This window comes from Bacillus sp. USDA818B3_A, assembly GCF_009928415.1.
In the GTDB taxonomy this organism is placed as follows: Bacteria; Bacillota; Bacilli; order Bacillales; family Cytobacillaceae; genus Neobacillus.
The window spans coordinates 1-15157 of record NZ_JAABNN010000043.1 but is presented as its reverse complement, the minus strand read 5'-3'; the positions used below and the strand labels follow the sequence as shown (position 1 = coordinate 15157).

Genomic DNA, 15157 nt, shown 5'->3' with positions numbered 1-15157 from the left:
CTAAGAAATGAATAGTTATTGTTTGTTGACGTTTTTGTTTGTTTAGTTTTCAAAGGACAATCCGTCGCTCAAAAACGACTTTATTATCATACCAAGTTATCAACTGTAAGTCAACAACTTTTTTTAATTACTTTGTCGTCTTGGTGACGACTTTTAATATATTACAGCATAGATATTAATGCGTCAAGCATATATTTATATTTTTTTCACTATGATACAACATTATTTAGTATTGATATCTTCTGTGTTTTTCCTAACCAATAAGAGTAGACCTTCATGTCCCCAGATGTGGGAATATGCATCTTTTGCTATTGAAGAAGTGCTATCCATAATTATGTCATCAAAATTAGCGGAGGTTTTCCGCTTATTTGCACAATGGAACTCGTTTCGAGGGTAAATAAGGGGAGGATTTCCGACTATACAAAAATAAAAGCCCCCATTTCACGTTTTCCGAGTCAATAGGCGGAATCTCTCCGTCTATTTAAGCTATTTCCAATGCTATTTTAAAATTAAGGGGATTTTTTCCGTCTATTTATCAGTTCGGGTGCTTAACGAGGATCTCCAACTGATAAGGGCGCACCCTCATGATCCCATAAGCCGTTCATGAGGACACTATTAGTTGTCCTTTGTTTTAAAAAAAACAAAAGGCACCACAGATATGGTGCTTTTTGTTAGGCATTTTACTATGCATTTTTTGTTAATAATTGATTCACATTTTACGATAGTAAACGGGACCCGTTATGTTTCGCCAGCAGTTTTTTTATTATATGACCCAATGTTGAATTGCCACTAGTGCAACTAATCCTGGTATACCGAGAAATCCTGAAACGGCGGAAGTTGCAAAATTAATTGGAACATGAATTCCATAGCGGTTCCCCGCGACATTCAAAAAAAACAAAAACAGCGCTCCTATTAAAAATTTAATAGCCGCTTGTCCTACGAATCGCGCCGGCTTGAAAGGCGCACCAGAAAATAATAATAATAGAATGAGCCCGCCTAAAATAGATATGACTACTATCGGTTCCAACGAAACTTTCCCCCTCTATTGCCTTTTTACTTACAACATATGTACAAGTTGTTGAGGATAGACCATATTAGGGGAAATACTGTTACTTAAAGACGGTTACATTTCGCTGCTTTGCTTCTCTCAATAAAAAAATATATTTAGCTTCAGCTATTTTAGTCTGACAGATTACTTCTTCCGAAGGATCAAAACTTCTTTCTAATAACTGCTTTTCCTGTTGCCAATGTATTTTATACCGGTTTAATTGTGCCAGCAGCTTTTCATCATACTCTTTTCGCAGCCGCCCTTTGCGCCGAAAAAACATGTGTTTATTCCCCCGGTTATAGTGTTGTGCTACTACCTTTTACCTTATAATTCCCGTCTGCCTTCAATAGCTTTCGATAAGGTTACCTCATCTGCATACTCTAGGTCTCCCCCAACAGGAAGCCCATGAGCGATTCTGGTTGTTTTGATTCCCGATGGTTTCAATAATCGGGAAATATACATCGCGGTTGCTTCACCCTCGATATTTGGGTTTGTTGCAAGGATCACTTCTTGAACCGTCTCATCTTGAAGCCGTTTCAATAGATCAGGAATATTTATATCTTCCGGACCAATTCCATCCATTGGAGAGATCGCACCATGCAGTACATGGTATAAGCCATTGAATTCCTTCATTTTCTCCATCGCAATAACATCTTTTGGGTCTTGGACAACACAAATGATACTTTTATCTCTTCGCAGATCTTCACATATATAACATGGATCTTGATCGGTAATATGGCCGCATACGGAACAGTAAGTAAGATTACGTTTTGCATTGACCAGCGCCTTTGCAAAATCCAATACTGTATCTTCCTTCATATTTAGAACATGAAAAGCCAGACGGGCAGCCGTTTTAGGACCGATCCCCGGCAGCTTCATAAAGCTGTCGATCAGCTTTGTAATCGGTTCTGGATAGTGCATTTATTTTTTCTCCTCTAGAAAAGCAGGGGTGCCTGACCTCTAAGGGTTAATCCCCTAAGTTTCCATGCACCCCAGCTTCTTTTTTTATTAAAAAGGTAAATTCATTCCTTTAGTGAATTGCCCCATTGTATTATTCGTTAATTCCTCTGCCTTTTTCAAAGCATCATTAACCGCTGCAAGAACCAAATCCTGAAGCATTTCTACATCATCCGGATCTACAGCTTCAGGTTTAATTTGCACATCTAACACTTCTTTATGGCCTGAAACAACAACAGTGACCATACCGCCGCCGGCAGTACCTTCAATTTTTTGCTCGCCAAGTTCTTCTTGAGCCTCAGCCATTTTCTTTTGCATTTTTTGCATTTGTTTCATCATATTTTGCATGTTACCCATTCCGCCACCACGCATCATAATTCCTAACCTCCATTTATTTATTCATTAGTCAATAATTTCTACAAATTCTTCGCCAAATAGTTTCTTTGCCTCTGCAATATGCGGTTCCTCTTCCTTGACAGATTCACCGCTGATGTTTTCCCCTTCTTCACCATGCTGGCTGTTTAGGAACCCTTCACGGATCGGCAGCCATTGGTCTTCTGGAACACCTAAAAACTGGAGTCTCTTGCCCGTTAATTTCACTATCGCATTTGAGACAGCTTCGAGAAAATCAGTGCGGTTCATCGCCATTTGACAAATCATTTCATGCTTAAACTTTATAATAAAAGCAGTTGAGGAAGCGGCGATAGGTTCAGCATCATTCAATAATGCCGCCTGCGATTTCAATAGATTTGAACGCATTTCTCCCCAATTCGCTTTAATTAAATTTAAATCACTTTTCGTTGCCTGCTTTAAAACTTCATTTATTTTTCCGACTGGTGCCTGGAAGGATTTTTTTGAGGACGTCCTCTGGGCAGGCTTTTGCTGCTGTGTTGTTCCTTCCTGAGGAGCAGGTACAGTCCCATTTACCTTTAAATGCTGCAATTCAGATTCAAGCTGGTCAATCCTTGCTAGTAATTGCTCGATTGAACCAGAATCAGCTTGACTGGATGGTTTGACTTCCGTCTGACAAAGCTTTACCACCGCTACCTCTAAAAAGATTCGTGGATGATTGGTCCAGCGCATTTCCTGCTGTGTTTTGTTCAGCACATCTATCAGCTGATAAATCTTATCGATAGGAATAGTCTCGGCCAATCTCTTAAAATCGTCATCCAACATCACTCTTTCAAGTGACTCTTCTAAGTTGGGCGCCGTTTTATAAAGCAGCATATCCCTATAAAATAGAATGAAATCCTCGATAAATCTGGACGGATCCTTCCCATGGAACAACAGTTCATCAAGCGCCTCCAAACCACTGGCTACATTCCCTTCCTGAAAAGCATTGGCCAGCTTATTGAGAAACCCTTGCGAAACAGAACCTGTCACGGTTAAGGCATCCTCCATCGTGACACGATCTTGACTGTAGGATATCGCTTGATCCAATAAACTTAAGGCATCACGCATTCCACCCTCTGCAGCCCGGGCAATCATTTGCAGCGCTGTTTCATCACAGTTCACACCTGTTTCTTCCACAATCAATTTCATTCGGTTTACAATTGATCCGGCTGTAATCCGTCTAAAATCAAAGCGCTGACACCTAGAGATAATCGTTAACGGAATTTTATGAGGTTCAGTTGTCGCTAAAATAAATATCACGTGCTTTGGCGGTTCCTCTAGTGTTTTAAGCAAGGCATTAAATGCACTAATTGAGAGCATATGCACTTCATCGATAATATAAACTTTATAGTTTACGGCAGTGGGCGCAAACCTCACCTTATCGAGGACATCCCTCATCTCTTCGACACGGGAGTTAGAAGCAGCATCAAATTCTAAGACATCTGAGATGGTTCCATTGGTAATGCCTAGGCATGCCGCACATTCATTACATGGTTCGGAAACTGGTGCACGCTCACAATTAATTGCCTTTGCTAATATTTTAGCAGCACTTGTTTTACCTGTTCCTCTTGGACCGGAAAAAAGATAGGCGTGTGAAATTTTTTGTTGAAGCAGGGCGTTTTGCAATGTCTTGGTTACATGTTCTTGTCCTACTACATCAATAAAGCTCTGCGGACGCCAAACACGATATAAAGCCTGGTATGCCAATTGACACCGCCCCCTTCAAATTTTTATCATCTTCTACATTATAGCTTATCTAATTTCTATTTTTCAAAGTGTATGTAAAAAAACTCATCCTGAATTTAGAATGAGTTTTTAAAGTGCATTTATGTACTGCCGTGCACCTTCCGTCGACATACGCCCATAAGCGTTACTTAAGCAGTTAGCTCGGCCCAGGCAACCCTGCGGCACATGGGAGCGTCCACTTAATGCTGCTTCCTTCCGGACCTGACATGGTTCATGGATTCCCATTGCGCAGGACCAGGACGTCAACACCACTTACTTAAGGCAGGCCCTACAGGTCGTAAGCCTCGGGAAGGGATTCAGTCCCGCTAGAGCGGATTGCGGGTACAGGGCACCGCTACCTCCCCACCTAGCACGGCAAAATTGATACCTAAGTTTTGTGCGTCGTTATCTGACGCCTTTTAAATATACAACTTATCGTTTGAAAAAGCAATTGTATTTCATTTGTAAATTACTGTAAATTAATTTTTCCCTGGTCATCCTTCATTTTCTTAGCAAGCTTTTTTCTTTCTCTTAAGCTGCGAAAAAAATCAGAGAGCAGCTGCCCGCATTCCTTTTCTAGTACACCTTTTGTCATTTCACATTGATGATTAAAGCGTTCATCCTGCAACAAATTCATCAGTGTCCCGGCACAACCGCCTTTAGGGTCGCTGGCACCGTAAACCACCCTATTTACTCTTGATAAAATAATGGCACCTGCACACATTGGACAGGGCTCTAATGTGACATAAAGAGTAGAATCCTCTAATCTCCATGAGCCCGTTTGCCGGCAAGCTTTGTCAATTGCAAGCAGCTCAGCATGGGCAATCGCATTTTGATCCGTTTCCCTTAAATTATGGGCCCGAGAAATAATTTCTCCATTAATCACGAGTACTGCACCAATCGGTACTTCTTGGATTTCCTGTGCTTTCTCTGCTTCCTTTATCGCTTCCCTCATAAAAAATTCATCTTGAGGTTCTATTACTTTCATTATCGATCACCTAATTTACTTTTAATACTATTAATTAACTTATAAATGAAATACAGAATTAAAAATTGGGTACTATACCAAAATATATAGAATATTACTGCATTCAAGTTATTTTTTCAAAGTGTGAAAAAAGGAGTGAATAAATAGTTGAGCCAAGAGCGGATTGCGTTACTTATTATTGATATGATTAATAACTTTGACTTTTCTCATGGTTCCATTCTAGCCCAAAAGGCTCAAAAAACGGCTGAACGAATAAGAGAATTAAAAGAACGCTTCAATCAAAAGCAATTGCCTGTGATCTTTATTAACGACCATTATAATCTATGGCAGGCAGATTATCATAAAATTATTGACTATTGCAGTAATCCTACTAGCAGACCAGTCATTGAAACATTATTGCCCGGTAAGGATGATTTTTTCTTAATCAAACCCAAGCATTCCGGCTTTTACGGAACTGCCCTACATACATTACTGAGCCAATTAAAAGTAAATACTCTTATATTAACCGGGATTGCCGGAAATATCTGTGTGCTTTTTACAGCAAATGATGCATATATGCGTGAATACAAGCTTTTCATCCCGGATGATTGTATCGCCTCTGTTGACGACAATGATAACCATTATGCCCTGATGATGATGAAAAATGTGTTAAAGGCTGGGATTGAACCAAGTACCCACGAAATTTACCAACATTATATCATCTAATGCCCCCCGCCCACATAGAATAGCTGTAGCGTATGTTTCGGGAGGGATTCATGATGCAGATTCATGTAGTAAGAAGTGGTGAATCTTTAACAACTATTGCTAGGACTTACCATTCAACTGTTCAGGATATTGTAGAGGCTAATGACCTGCCTAATCCAAATAATCTTGTCATCGGACAATCGATGGTTATTCCTATTATCGGCCGTTTTTATTTTGTCCAATCGGGTGATTCACTTTATTCAATCGCCCGCAGGTTCAACACTACTCCTCAAGCATTGGCAAGCGTTAACCGCATTAACATCAATCAGCCTTTAAATACAGGAATTCGTCTCTATATCCCCCAAGGTCCCAAAAGAAATGCTGAATTTAACGCCTATGTTGAACCACGCGGAACAACTGTCGCTCCTGCCTTAGAAACAGCCGCCCGTGAAGCCGCACCCTATCTAACCTATCTAGCCCCCTTCAGCTTCCAGGCACGCCGCGATGGGACCTTAAAAGAGCCTTTATTAAATCAATTTCCTGCCATTGCTAGAGCCAATCGCAACGTTTTAATGATGGTTATTAACAATCAGGAAAATGACCAATTTAGTGATGAACTTGGCCGCATTCTACTAAACGATATGACAATCCAAGATCGTTTTCTCAATAATATTGTTGCTACAGCTAAAAAGTATGGATTCCGTGACATTCATTTTGATTTTGAATTTATACGGCCAGCTGACAGGGAAGCCTATAACAACTTTTTGCGGAAAGCAAAGCAACGATTCAGCCGGGAAGGCTGGCTAATGTCGACTGCTCTCGCACCTAAAACTAGTGCAACCCAAAAAGGAAAATGGTATGAAGGACATGATTATCGAGCTCACGGGGAAATTTCCGACTTTGTGGTAATTATGACTTATGAGTGGGGTTACAGCGGCGGTCCGGCTATGGCTGTCTCACCTATTGATCAGGTACGAAAAGTTCTCGAATATGCGGTTACTGAAATGCCATCTACTAAGATTCTAATGGGGCAAAACCTTTACGGATATGACTGGACACTTCCTTTTGTCCAAGGAACAGTTGCACGAGCAGTTAGTCCGCAGCAGGCCATTCAGCTTGCTGCCACGCACAATGTTCCGATTGAATACGATACGAAGGCGCAGGCTCCACACTTCCGTTACACTGCGGATGGCAAACAGCATGAAGTCTGGTTTGAAGATGCCCGGTCGATTCAGGCAAAGTTTAATTTAATTAAGGAGCTAAACCTTAGAGGTATGAGTTACTGGAAGCTCGGATTAGCTTTTCCGCAAAATTGGCTGTTAATCGTAGACAACTTCAATGTAACCAAGCGCGGAACATAGACTGCTTCATTTTTTACAGGTTTATAAAAATTTCCATCTTACAAAAACTGCCGTCTTTCGGCAGTTTTCTTTATTATTTGACATGAAACCTTCATCTTGTAAATATTCCATATCCCTTCCTGCGGCAGATTGTGATAAAATATTCTTTGCGTCAAAAAATGAATAGCCAAAAAGACGGTTATTAAAAAACTTTTAACAGATGATTAATCGATCATAAATAATATAGATGTACAGGCAGTTGGAGAAGGAGGACTTGCAATGGGGGATACACCCTTTATTACTGTTGAAGGGCCGATTGGTGTAGGAAAGACATCTCTCGCAAAAGCCATTTCGGAAAAGTTTCAATTTGCTCTTTTAAAAGAGATTGTTGATGAAAATCCGTTCTTAGGGAAATTCTACGAAAATATAGAAGAATGGAGTTTCCAGACGGAGATGTTCTTTCTGTGCAATCGATATAAGCAATTAGGGGATATCAATACCCAATACTTAAGCCAGAATAAGTCTGTTATTGCAGATTATCATATTTTAAAAAACTTGATCTTTGCTGAACGGACCCTTAATAATGCAGAGTACCAAAAGTACTTTAAAATATATCAAATTTTAACAGAGGATATGCCTAAACCCAATGTGATTATTTATTTAAATGCAAGTCTCGATACACTTTTAAAGCGGATTAAAAAAAGAGGGCGCGAAGTCGAGAAAAATATTAGTCCTTTATATTTAGAACAGCTATCCATTGATTATGAAAACACCATAGCTGCTTTTGAAAAAGAACATCCGGAAGTCCCCGTTCTTCGCTTTAGTGGTGATGAGCTGGATTTCGTAAAAAGTGAGCAGGATTTAAATTATATTTTTCAAAAGTTATCAACTTCCTTAAAAGAAAGCAACTGGGCAAACAACATAATATTGAACGGGGGATGTTAGGTTAGTGAGTATCGTAATTGGTGGTATGATTGGTCTAGGAAAAACAAGTGTGGCAGACACATTGAATGCACACTTTAAAAATAAAGGAATTGAAAGCAAGGTCTACTATGAAGCAGTTGATGATAATCCGATTCTTCCCCTTTATTATGAGCTGACACCTGAAGAATTAGATGCAAGAAGAATTCCATTCCTGTTACAATTATTCTTTTTAAATAAACGGTTTAAGACGGTTAAGGAATGTGTGAATTGGCTTGAACCGATTTATACGATTCAGGATCGCTCCATCTATGAAGATTGGTACTTCGCCTATGTGAATAAGAACCTGGGCCGAATCTCTGATCTTGAATTTAAGATTTATGAAGAGCTTGTTGATAATATGATGGAAGAACTAAAAGAACTTCCTAAGAAAGCACCGGATATAATGGTTTACTTAAAGGGATCATTTGAAACGGTAATTGATCGGATTATGGCCCGAGGCAGAAGCTTCGAAATTAACCCTGAACTAAAAGAGTACTACTTCGAAGTATGGAAGGGTTATGATGAATGGGTATTGAATCAGTACTCAGCCAGCGAAGTGATTGTCATTGATATGGACAAAACCGACGTAGTTAAAAGTAAAACAGATGCGGTTATGGTCTGTGAGGCTGTTGAAGAAAAATTAAATGAAATATTAAAAATAGAAAAAGCACAGATTGGGTAATCCAATCTGTGCTTTTTTATCGGAAGGTAGAGGCTCCTTGGTCAGGGACCGCAGCCAGACACATTTTTTTGCAAAAAAAAATTCGCTACAAGTAATTGTAACGAATTTTTTATCTCCAGTTTTTATGCGCGTGATTGTTTTTTAATAATGGAGGAGGAAGAGGGATTCGAACCCCCGCGCGGTTTAACCCGCCTGTCGGTTTTCAAGACCGATCCCTTCAGCCGGACTTGGGTATTCCTCCGTATCAACAAATGATAATTTATCATAATCTAATGAAGATGTCAATTCATATACATGAATTTTCCGGACAATTTAGATTGCCCGGAAAATCCAATGACCATTCAGCTTGTTATCATTTATTATGGTTTAATCACTTCACGGTTGCCCATATACGGTCTTAGTGCCGCAGGAATGATGACACTGCCGTCTGCCTGCTGATAATTTTCTAGGATGGCGGCGACCGTGCGGCCAATTGCAAGCCCAGATCCATTCAAAGTATGAACATGCTCTGGCTTTGCCTTTGGATCACGGCGGAAGCGGATATTCGCCCTTCTTGCCTGGAAGGCCTCAAAGTTACTGCAAGAAGAAATCTCACGATACATACCGTAGCTTGGGATCCAAACTTCGATATCGTATTTTTTTGCCGCTGTAAAGCCAAGGTCTCCTGTACACATGCTCAATACACGGTACGGCAGTTCTAATAGCTGTAAAACACGTTCAGCATTATTTGTCAGCTTTTCAAGTTCCTCGTAAGAATCTTCTGGTTTTACAAATTTCACAAGCTCTACTTTATTAAATTGGTGCTGACGGATTAAGCCTCTTGTATCACGCCCTGCAGAGCCTGCTTCAGAACGGAAACATGCACTGTATGCAGCAAAGCGAATCGGAAGTTCTTCCCCGCTTAAAATTTCATCTCGATGATAGTTAGTGACAGGCACCTCAGCCGTAGGGATTAAGAAATAATCTTCTCTTTCAATTAAAAAAGCATCTTCTTCAAATTTAGGCAGCTGGCCAGTTCCTGTCATGCTTGTGCGGTTAACAAGGTATGGAGGGAGGATCTCTGTGTAGCCATGCTCATCAACATGAAGATCGAGCATGAAGCTGATTAAGGCCCGTTCCAGACGAGCTCCAAGCCCCTTATAAAAGACAAAGCGGCTTCCGGTAACCTTTCCTGCCCGCTCGAAGTCAAGGATGCCTAGTTCAGTTGCAATGTCCCAGTGCGGCTTTGCTTCAAATTCAAAATCACGGACTTGCCCCCATTTTCTGATTTCCACATTATCGTCCTCGGTTTCACCGATGGGCACACTCTCATGTGGAATGTTTGGTATGCTTAATAGCAACTGTTCTAATGTCTCTTCGACACCGCGGAGTTCGTCATCAAGGATTTTAATTTTATCGCCAACTTCACGCATTTCTGTAATTAGTTGATCGGCATCCTTTTTTTCACGCTTTAGTGCGGCTACTTGCTGAGATACTTCATTTTTTCGGCTTTTAAGTTTTTCAGATTCAACGATTAACTCGCGTCTTTTCACATCTAGGTCTTCGAATTTTCCTAAATCGGTTAAATCCTCTCCGCGATGCTGGAGCTTTTCTTTTACTTCAGTAAAATTAGCTCTTAATACTTTGATATCCAACATATTGACCACTCCTTTTATACATATGGATCTTAGATGCACTGAAAAAGTCTTTAAAAAATAGGTTGTGTTTTAAAATAGTGTTGATTTCCGTTCCAGGCGGCTTCGCTTTCCGCGGGCGTGCCGGTGAGCCTCCTCGACGCCTAAAGCGCCTGCGGGGTCTCACCTGCCCCATACTCCCGCAGGAGTCTTCGCCGCCTTCCACTCCAATCAACAGTGTTTTTACACAGGCTATCTAATAAAATGATCTTTTTCAGAGCTCTTTAATCTTATTGGGTATAACCGTCTTGTTAAAGACAAAAAAAACTCCCGCCCCAAATACAGGGACGAGAGTTAGTCGCGATACCACCCTGGTTGACAGCATTCGCTGTCCACCTCAAGAAATTGTAACGGTTTTTACCGAAAGTACTTACTTACCTATACAGGTGTTCCATACCTTGCTCGAGGAGGGATTCACAAGGATCACACACCGGTTCACACCACCCACCGGCTCTCTTAGGAGTGAGGTTCTTGTTACTAGTTCCTCTCATTGCTTTTTCATTATTGATTTGTTTTATAATTTACTATAATTATGAACCAAATGCAACCAAATTAAACAATTTCTATTTAGAACCAACCTTTTACAGTTGACCCAATGCCGTGAAAAACATCACCGAAGAAATTACCGATACCGCGCATCATTAACACAAACCAGTTGGCTTTTTCGACATCCTCAGCGGCAATCACATCTACTTGCGCTTTCTTTTGTCCCTCAGCAGTTAAGAAGCTTACCTTCTCGCCATTTTTGGGCTTCAATGTCAAATAACCAATGGTCTCGCCTTTCTTAATTGGAGCGGTCAATTCGCCCTTTTCATTGACCTTTTTCTTATCCAATACAAGCACTGGCTGATAATTTTTCTCTTCACCGTTTAAAACGATCATATTAACCGCAGACTTTGTATATATTTTCACCTGATCCTCTTTTCCTTTAAGAACAGGTAATGTCTTTTGTCCCTTCACTTGGTAGTGTTTTGGAACAAGTTTTACATTTGTATAATTGCTAAACGCATAATCAAGCATTTTTCTAGTTTCTTCAAAGCGGGCTTTGTAGCCACCCTCGCCACTTGCATCCTTCGCATTCTGTACAACTGTGATAAATCGTTTTCCATCACGGCTTGCTGTTCCTGTAAAGCAGTAACCGGCAAAATCAGTGGTTCCTGTCTTCAGCCCGTCCATTCCTTGGTAGCCGTAATCTAGAGATGGCAGCATCCAGTTCCAGTTAATCATATCAATCTGGTCATCTGTACCTTCACGGAAGACCTTCTTTGGAGTGCTGGCTGTTTTTAATACATCAGGGAAATCATTAATCAGATGAAAAGCCAATTTTGCAACCGCACGGGAAGACATTACATTCTCATCTTCTGCACCAGTTCCCTCCGGATGCAGGCCATTATAATCCCGATTGTTCAGACCGGTAGAGTTCACAAATTTATAATCTTTCAAACCCATTGCTTTTGCTTTTTCATTCATCATTTTCACAAAATTTGTTTCTGACCCGCCAATAATTTCTGCAATTGCTATGGTCGCAGCATTCGCAGAATAAATGGCCATTGCTTCATATAATTCTCGAACTTTATAGGTTCCATCTGCACGTAACGGCACATTGGAGAGGTCACGGCGTTGAGAAACTTTGTACACAAGATCACTTACTCGATACTCTTGATCCCATTTGACTTTTCCTTTTTTAATGGAATCCAGTAAGATGTACTCAGTCATCATTTTGGTCATACTAGCAATTCCAAGTACAGTGTCAGCATTCTTTTCATATAAAACCTTACCTGTTTTTCCATCTACTAAAATGGCTCCATCTGCATTCACATTTATAGCTGCTTCTGCATGGGCCTTATCTGCACCTACACCAGCAAAAACACTAAAAAACATAAGCATTGCCAATGCACTGGCAATATATTTTCGATAAAGATGTTTGTTCACTATTACACGCCCTCCAAGGAATTTATACACTTTGAATATTTTATCATACCTGCCTACTAAATCATAGAATGAGCATAGAACCATTCTTTGTATATGATTAAATTTTAATAGGAAATTTTTCATAATAAAAACAGAGAAGATTCCCTCTCTGTTTTTTAAAATTTATAATGAATAATTTGGTGCTTCTTTGGTGATTTGAACATCATGCGGATGACTTTCTTTTAGACCGGCACCTGTCATTTTAATAAATTGTGCTTTTGTTCTTAAATCATGAAGATCCTTTGTACCGCAATAACCCATACCAGACCGGATGCCTCCAATTAGCTGGTAAACTGTCTCAGATAATGGCCCTTTATATGGAATACGTCCTTCGATACCTTCAGGGACAAACTTTTTATTATCTTCTTGGAAATAACGGTCTTTCGATCCCTTTTCCATCGCAGCGACTGAACCCATACCCCGGTAAACCTTAAAACGGCGTCCTTGGAAAATTTCTGTCTCACCTGGGCTCTCTGATACCCCTGCCAATAAGCTTCCAAGCATAACGGCATTACCGCCTGCTGCTAAGGCCTTAACAATATCACCAGAATATTTAATGCCGCCATCAGCGATAATGGTTTTGCCATGCTTCATTGCCTCAGTAGCACAATCATAGACAGCGGTAATTTGCGGTACCCCTACACCCGCTACAACCCTTGTCGTACAAATAGAGCCAGGTCCGATTCCTACCTTCACCACATCAGCACCAGCCTCAATTAGATCCTTCGTTGCTTCCGCTGTAGCGACATTACCTGCAATAATAGTCAAGTCCGGATATGCATTTCTAATTACCCTGACTTGATCTAAAACACCTTTTGAATGTCCATGGGCCGTATCAATTACAATTGCATCAACATTAGCAGCTACTAACGCTTCAACGCGCTTCATCGTATCAGATGTAATGCCTACCGCCGCACCTGCCAGTAAACGTCCCTGCTTGTCTTTAGCGGAGTTAGGGAACTCAATTACCTTTTCAATGTCTTTAATAGTGATTAAGCCTTTTAAAACTCCTTCTTCATTCACAAGCGGTAATTTTTCAATTTTATGCTTTTGAAGAATTTTTTCAGCCTCTTTTAAAGTGGTTCCGACTGGGGCTGTTACAAGATGTTCCTTTGTCATTACATCTGCAATTTTAAATGAATAATCTTGATCCTGAATAAAGCGAAGATCACGGTTAGTGATAATACCAATCAGCTTTTGGTCTTCCATGTTATTAACGATAGGGACCCCAGAGATGCGGTATTTCCCCATCAAATGTTCTGCGTCAAACACCTGATGTTCAGGAGTAAGGAAGAATGGGTCAGTTATAACGCCGCTCTCAGACCGCTTAACCTTTTCTACCTGTTCTGCCTGTTGTTCAATGGTCATATTCTTGTGAATAATTCCTAAGCCGCCTTGACGGGCAATAGAGATGGCCATTTCTGATTCCGTTACAGTATCCATACCAGCACTGATAAGCGGAATATTAAGCTTTACACTTGGCGATAATTCAACTTGCAGGTTTACATCTTTAGGCAATACCTCTGATTTACCCGGAATCAATAACACATCATCAAACGTTAATCCTTCTTTTGCAAATTTATTCTCCCACATTTTTAACAGCCCCCCAGAACAAAAAATATTATTTGTAGGTTATCAATTGGACAAAATACTGTCAAGGAATAAATATTTAATTGATTTTTCTGAAAAAGGTGAATAACTTGATTACTCCTTATAAAGATTGGAAAAGTTTCTCTTGTTTCTTCTCGGCTGAATACTGCCAAAAGTATTTAAAAATGTGCTACCAAAAGCGAAATATTGATAACGCTGAACAAAAAAGCTATGAAAATGGGTATGCCTTTCTCTATTATCTCGAACATGGGCAAATATATTATGACCAGGCAAAAAAGTCTCCACTAATTTTAAAACCAATTCTGCTTTTCTATGGGCTCGTTCACTTAATTAAGGCATGTATCTTAACGATTGATCCTTCCTATCCTGAGACAACGGCTGTATTAGCCCATGGTGTCTCAACAAGAAAAAGAAAAAAACAAAATTACCTTTTCTTTCATGATGAGGTAAAGTTTCAAAAAAATGGCCTCTTTCCATTTATGTCAGAGAAAATGTTTCACATGAAACAATTGGAAGGAGAAAAAGTTATCATGGAAGAACTTTTAATGCTTGTGCCTGAATTGGATGAATTATTCTATATCATGGAGGGTAAAAAGACATTTGCGGGTTTGATGAAGCAAGATAATAACCTCATCATTCCTGAGTCGGTATTAGATAGCTTTCATATGACGGAGAGCCGGTTTAAGGACTATTTTGCTACAAAGTTTAAAAACGGTGTGGAGTTTTCAAATGAGGGGCTTTCATTTCAACTAAATAACAGCTTTCTTTCAGAAATGTCGCCGCTATTCTACAACTTGGAAGACGATAGGTACTCAATACCGCTTAGCAAAGGTAATTTTCTTCATTTTCCAGAGCTGCTGGTTCATTATTTATTGTTATATAACTTAAGTATGATTGCCCGTTATGAAACGGAATGGTGGAGTGAGTTAACAAAGATGATGCCAAACCGGGATTATCCCTTTATTCATTCATTTATTGAAATAACAATGAATAAGGGTCCATTCTTAATCTTTCAGTATCTAATGGGATAAAAAATAAAAGGACAATCCTTCCGGATTGTCCTTAAAGTGCCTGGCAACGTCCTACTCTCACAGGGGCAAAGCCCCAACTACCATCGGCGCT

14 protein-coding genes, 1 tRNA gene, 1 other RNA gene and 1 other annotated feature are annotated in these 15157 nt (G+C 40.0%); of the genes, 5 read left to right on the top strand and 11 right to left on the bottom strand.

The window, feature by feature from the left end; all coding sequences use genetic code 11:
* Nucleotides 1–763 precede the first annotated feature (763 nt).
* The 7 genes from GXK58_RS26570 to tadA all read right to left on the bottom strand — a co-directional run bounded on the left by GXK58_RS26570 (nucleotide 764) and on the right by tadA (nucleotide 5111).
* Nucleotides 764–1027, bottom strand: coding sequence for a pro-sigmaK processing inhibitor BofA family protein (locus GXK58_RS26570; RefSeq protein ID WP_160726179.1), 264 nt, complete (start codon nucleotides 1025–1027; stop codon nucleotides 764–766).
* Nucleotides 1028–1109: 82 nt separating this feature from the next.
* Nucleotides 1110–1328 (bottom strand): YaaL family protein, encoded by a 219-nt coding sequence (locus tag GXK58_RS26565; RefSeq protein WP_160726178.1) that lies wholly within the window; start codon nucleotides 1326–1328, stop codon nucleotides 1110–1112.
* A 44-nt stretch (nucleotides 1329–1372) separates the two neighbouring features.
* Nucleotides 1373–1969, bottom strand: a complete 597-nt coding sequence (gene recR, locus GXK58_RS26560) for a recombination mediator RecR (RefSeq protein WP_160726177.1) — start codon at nucleotides 1967–1969, stop codon at nucleotides 1373–1375.
* Between the two features lie 87 nt (nucleotides 1970–2056).
* Complete coding sequence (locus GXK58_RS26555) at nucleotides 2057–2380, bottom strand: YbaB/EbfC family nucleoid-associated protein (RefSeq protein WP_442862510.1); 324 nt, start codon at nucleotides 2378–2380, stop codon at nucleotides 2057–2059.
* 27 nt (nucleotides 2381–2407) lie between these two features.
* Nucleotides 2408–4105: a DNA polymerase III subunit gamma/tau gene (gene dnaX, locus GXK58_RS26550; RefSeq protein WP_160726176.1), complete on the bottom strand. Its 1698-nt coding sequence runs from the start codon at nucleotides 4103–4105 to the stop codon at nucleotides 2408–2410.
* Nucleotides 4106–4234: 129 nt separating this feature from the next.
* An RNA gene (gene ffs, locus GXK58_RS26545) (signal recognition particle sRNA large type) lies at nucleotides 4235–4499 on the bottom strand.
* Between the two features lie 93 nt (nucleotides 4500–4592).
* Nucleotides 4593–5111: a tRNA adenosine(34) deaminase TadA gene (gene tadA, locus GXK58_RS26540; protein ID WP_160726175.1), complete on the bottom strand. Its 519-nt coding sequence runs from the start codon at nucleotides 5109–5111 to the stop codon at nucleotides 4593–4595.
* 147 nt (nucleotides 5112–5258) lie between these two features.
* Here tadA and GXK58_RS26535 point away from each other — a divergent pair, with 147 nt between their 5' ends.
* From GXK58_RS26535 to GXK58_RS26520, 4 genes are all read left to right on the top strand, one after another.
* Nucleotides 5259–5816 carry a cysteine hydrolase family protein gene (locus GXK58_RS26535; protein WP_160726174.1) on the top strand — a complete coding sequence of 186 codons (558 nt, stop codon included), beginning with the start codon at nucleotides 5259–5261 and terminating at the stop codon, nucleotides 5814–5816.
* Between the two features lie 53 nt (nucleotides 5817–5869).
* The gene (locus tag GXK58_RS26530; RefSeq protein WP_160726180.1) at nucleotides 5870–7156 is read left to right on the top strand and encodes a glycoside hydrolase family 18 protein; all 1287 of its coding nucleotides are present in this window, start codon (nucleotides 5870–5872) and stop codon (nucleotides 7154–7156) included.
* A 258-nt stretch (nucleotides 7157–7414) separates the two neighbouring features.
* A complete protein-coding gene (locus tag GXK58_RS26525) occupies nucleotides 7415–8080 on the top strand; it encodes a deoxynucleoside kinase (RefSeq protein WP_160726173.1) in 666 nt (221 codons plus the stop codon).
* A gap of 4 nt (nucleotides 8081–8084) precedes the next feature.
* The gene (locus tag GXK58_RS26520; protein ID WP_160726172.1) at nucleotides 8085–8780 is read left to right on the top strand and encodes a deoxynucleoside kinase; all 696 of its coding nucleotides are present in this window, start codon (nucleotides 8085–8087) and stop codon (nucleotides 8778–8780) included.
* 148 nt (nucleotides 8781–8928) lie between these two features.
* Here the strand turns inward: GXK58_RS26520 and GXK58_RS26515 are convergent.
* The 4 genes from GXK58_RS26515 to guaB all read right to left on the bottom strand — a co-directional run bounded on the left by GXK58_RS26515 (nucleotide 8929) and on the right by guaB (nucleotide 14017).
* Nucleotides 8929–9021 (bottom strand) — tRNA-Ser (locus GXK58_RS26515).
* Between the two features lie 118 nt (nucleotides 9022–9139).
* Entirely contained in the window at nucleotides 9140–10417 is a 1278-nt protein-coding gene (gene serS / locus GXK58_RS26510) for a serine--tRNA ligase (RefSeq protein WP_160726171.1), read from the bottom strand.
* A gap of 316 nt (nucleotides 10418–10733) precedes the next feature.
* Nucleotides 10734–10953 (bottom strand) — a binding site (T-box leader).
* Nucleotides 10954–11020: 67 nt separating this feature from the next.
* Complete coding sequence (locus GXK58_RS26505) at nucleotides 11021–12334, bottom strand: serine hydrolase (protein WP_237389794.1); 1314 nt, start codon at nucleotides 12332–12334, stop codon at nucleotides 11021–11023.
* A 213-nt stretch (nucleotides 12335–12547) separates the two neighbouring features.
* Nucleotides 12548–14017, bottom strand: a complete 1470-nt coding sequence (gene guaB / locus GXK58_RS26500; RefSeq protein WP_160726169.1) for an IMP dehydrogenase — start codon at nucleotides 14015–14017, stop codon at nucleotides 12548–12550.
* Nucleotides 14018–14124: 107 nt separating this feature from the next.
* Between guaB and GXK58_RS26495 the strand changes: the two genes are divergently transcribed.
* A complete protein-coding gene (locus GXK58_RS26495) occupies nucleotides 14125–15066 on the top strand; it encodes a YaaC family protein (RefSeq protein ID WP_160726168.1) in 942 nt (313 codons plus the stop codon).
* The last annotated feature ends 91 nt before the right edge of the window (nucleotides 15067–15157 follow it).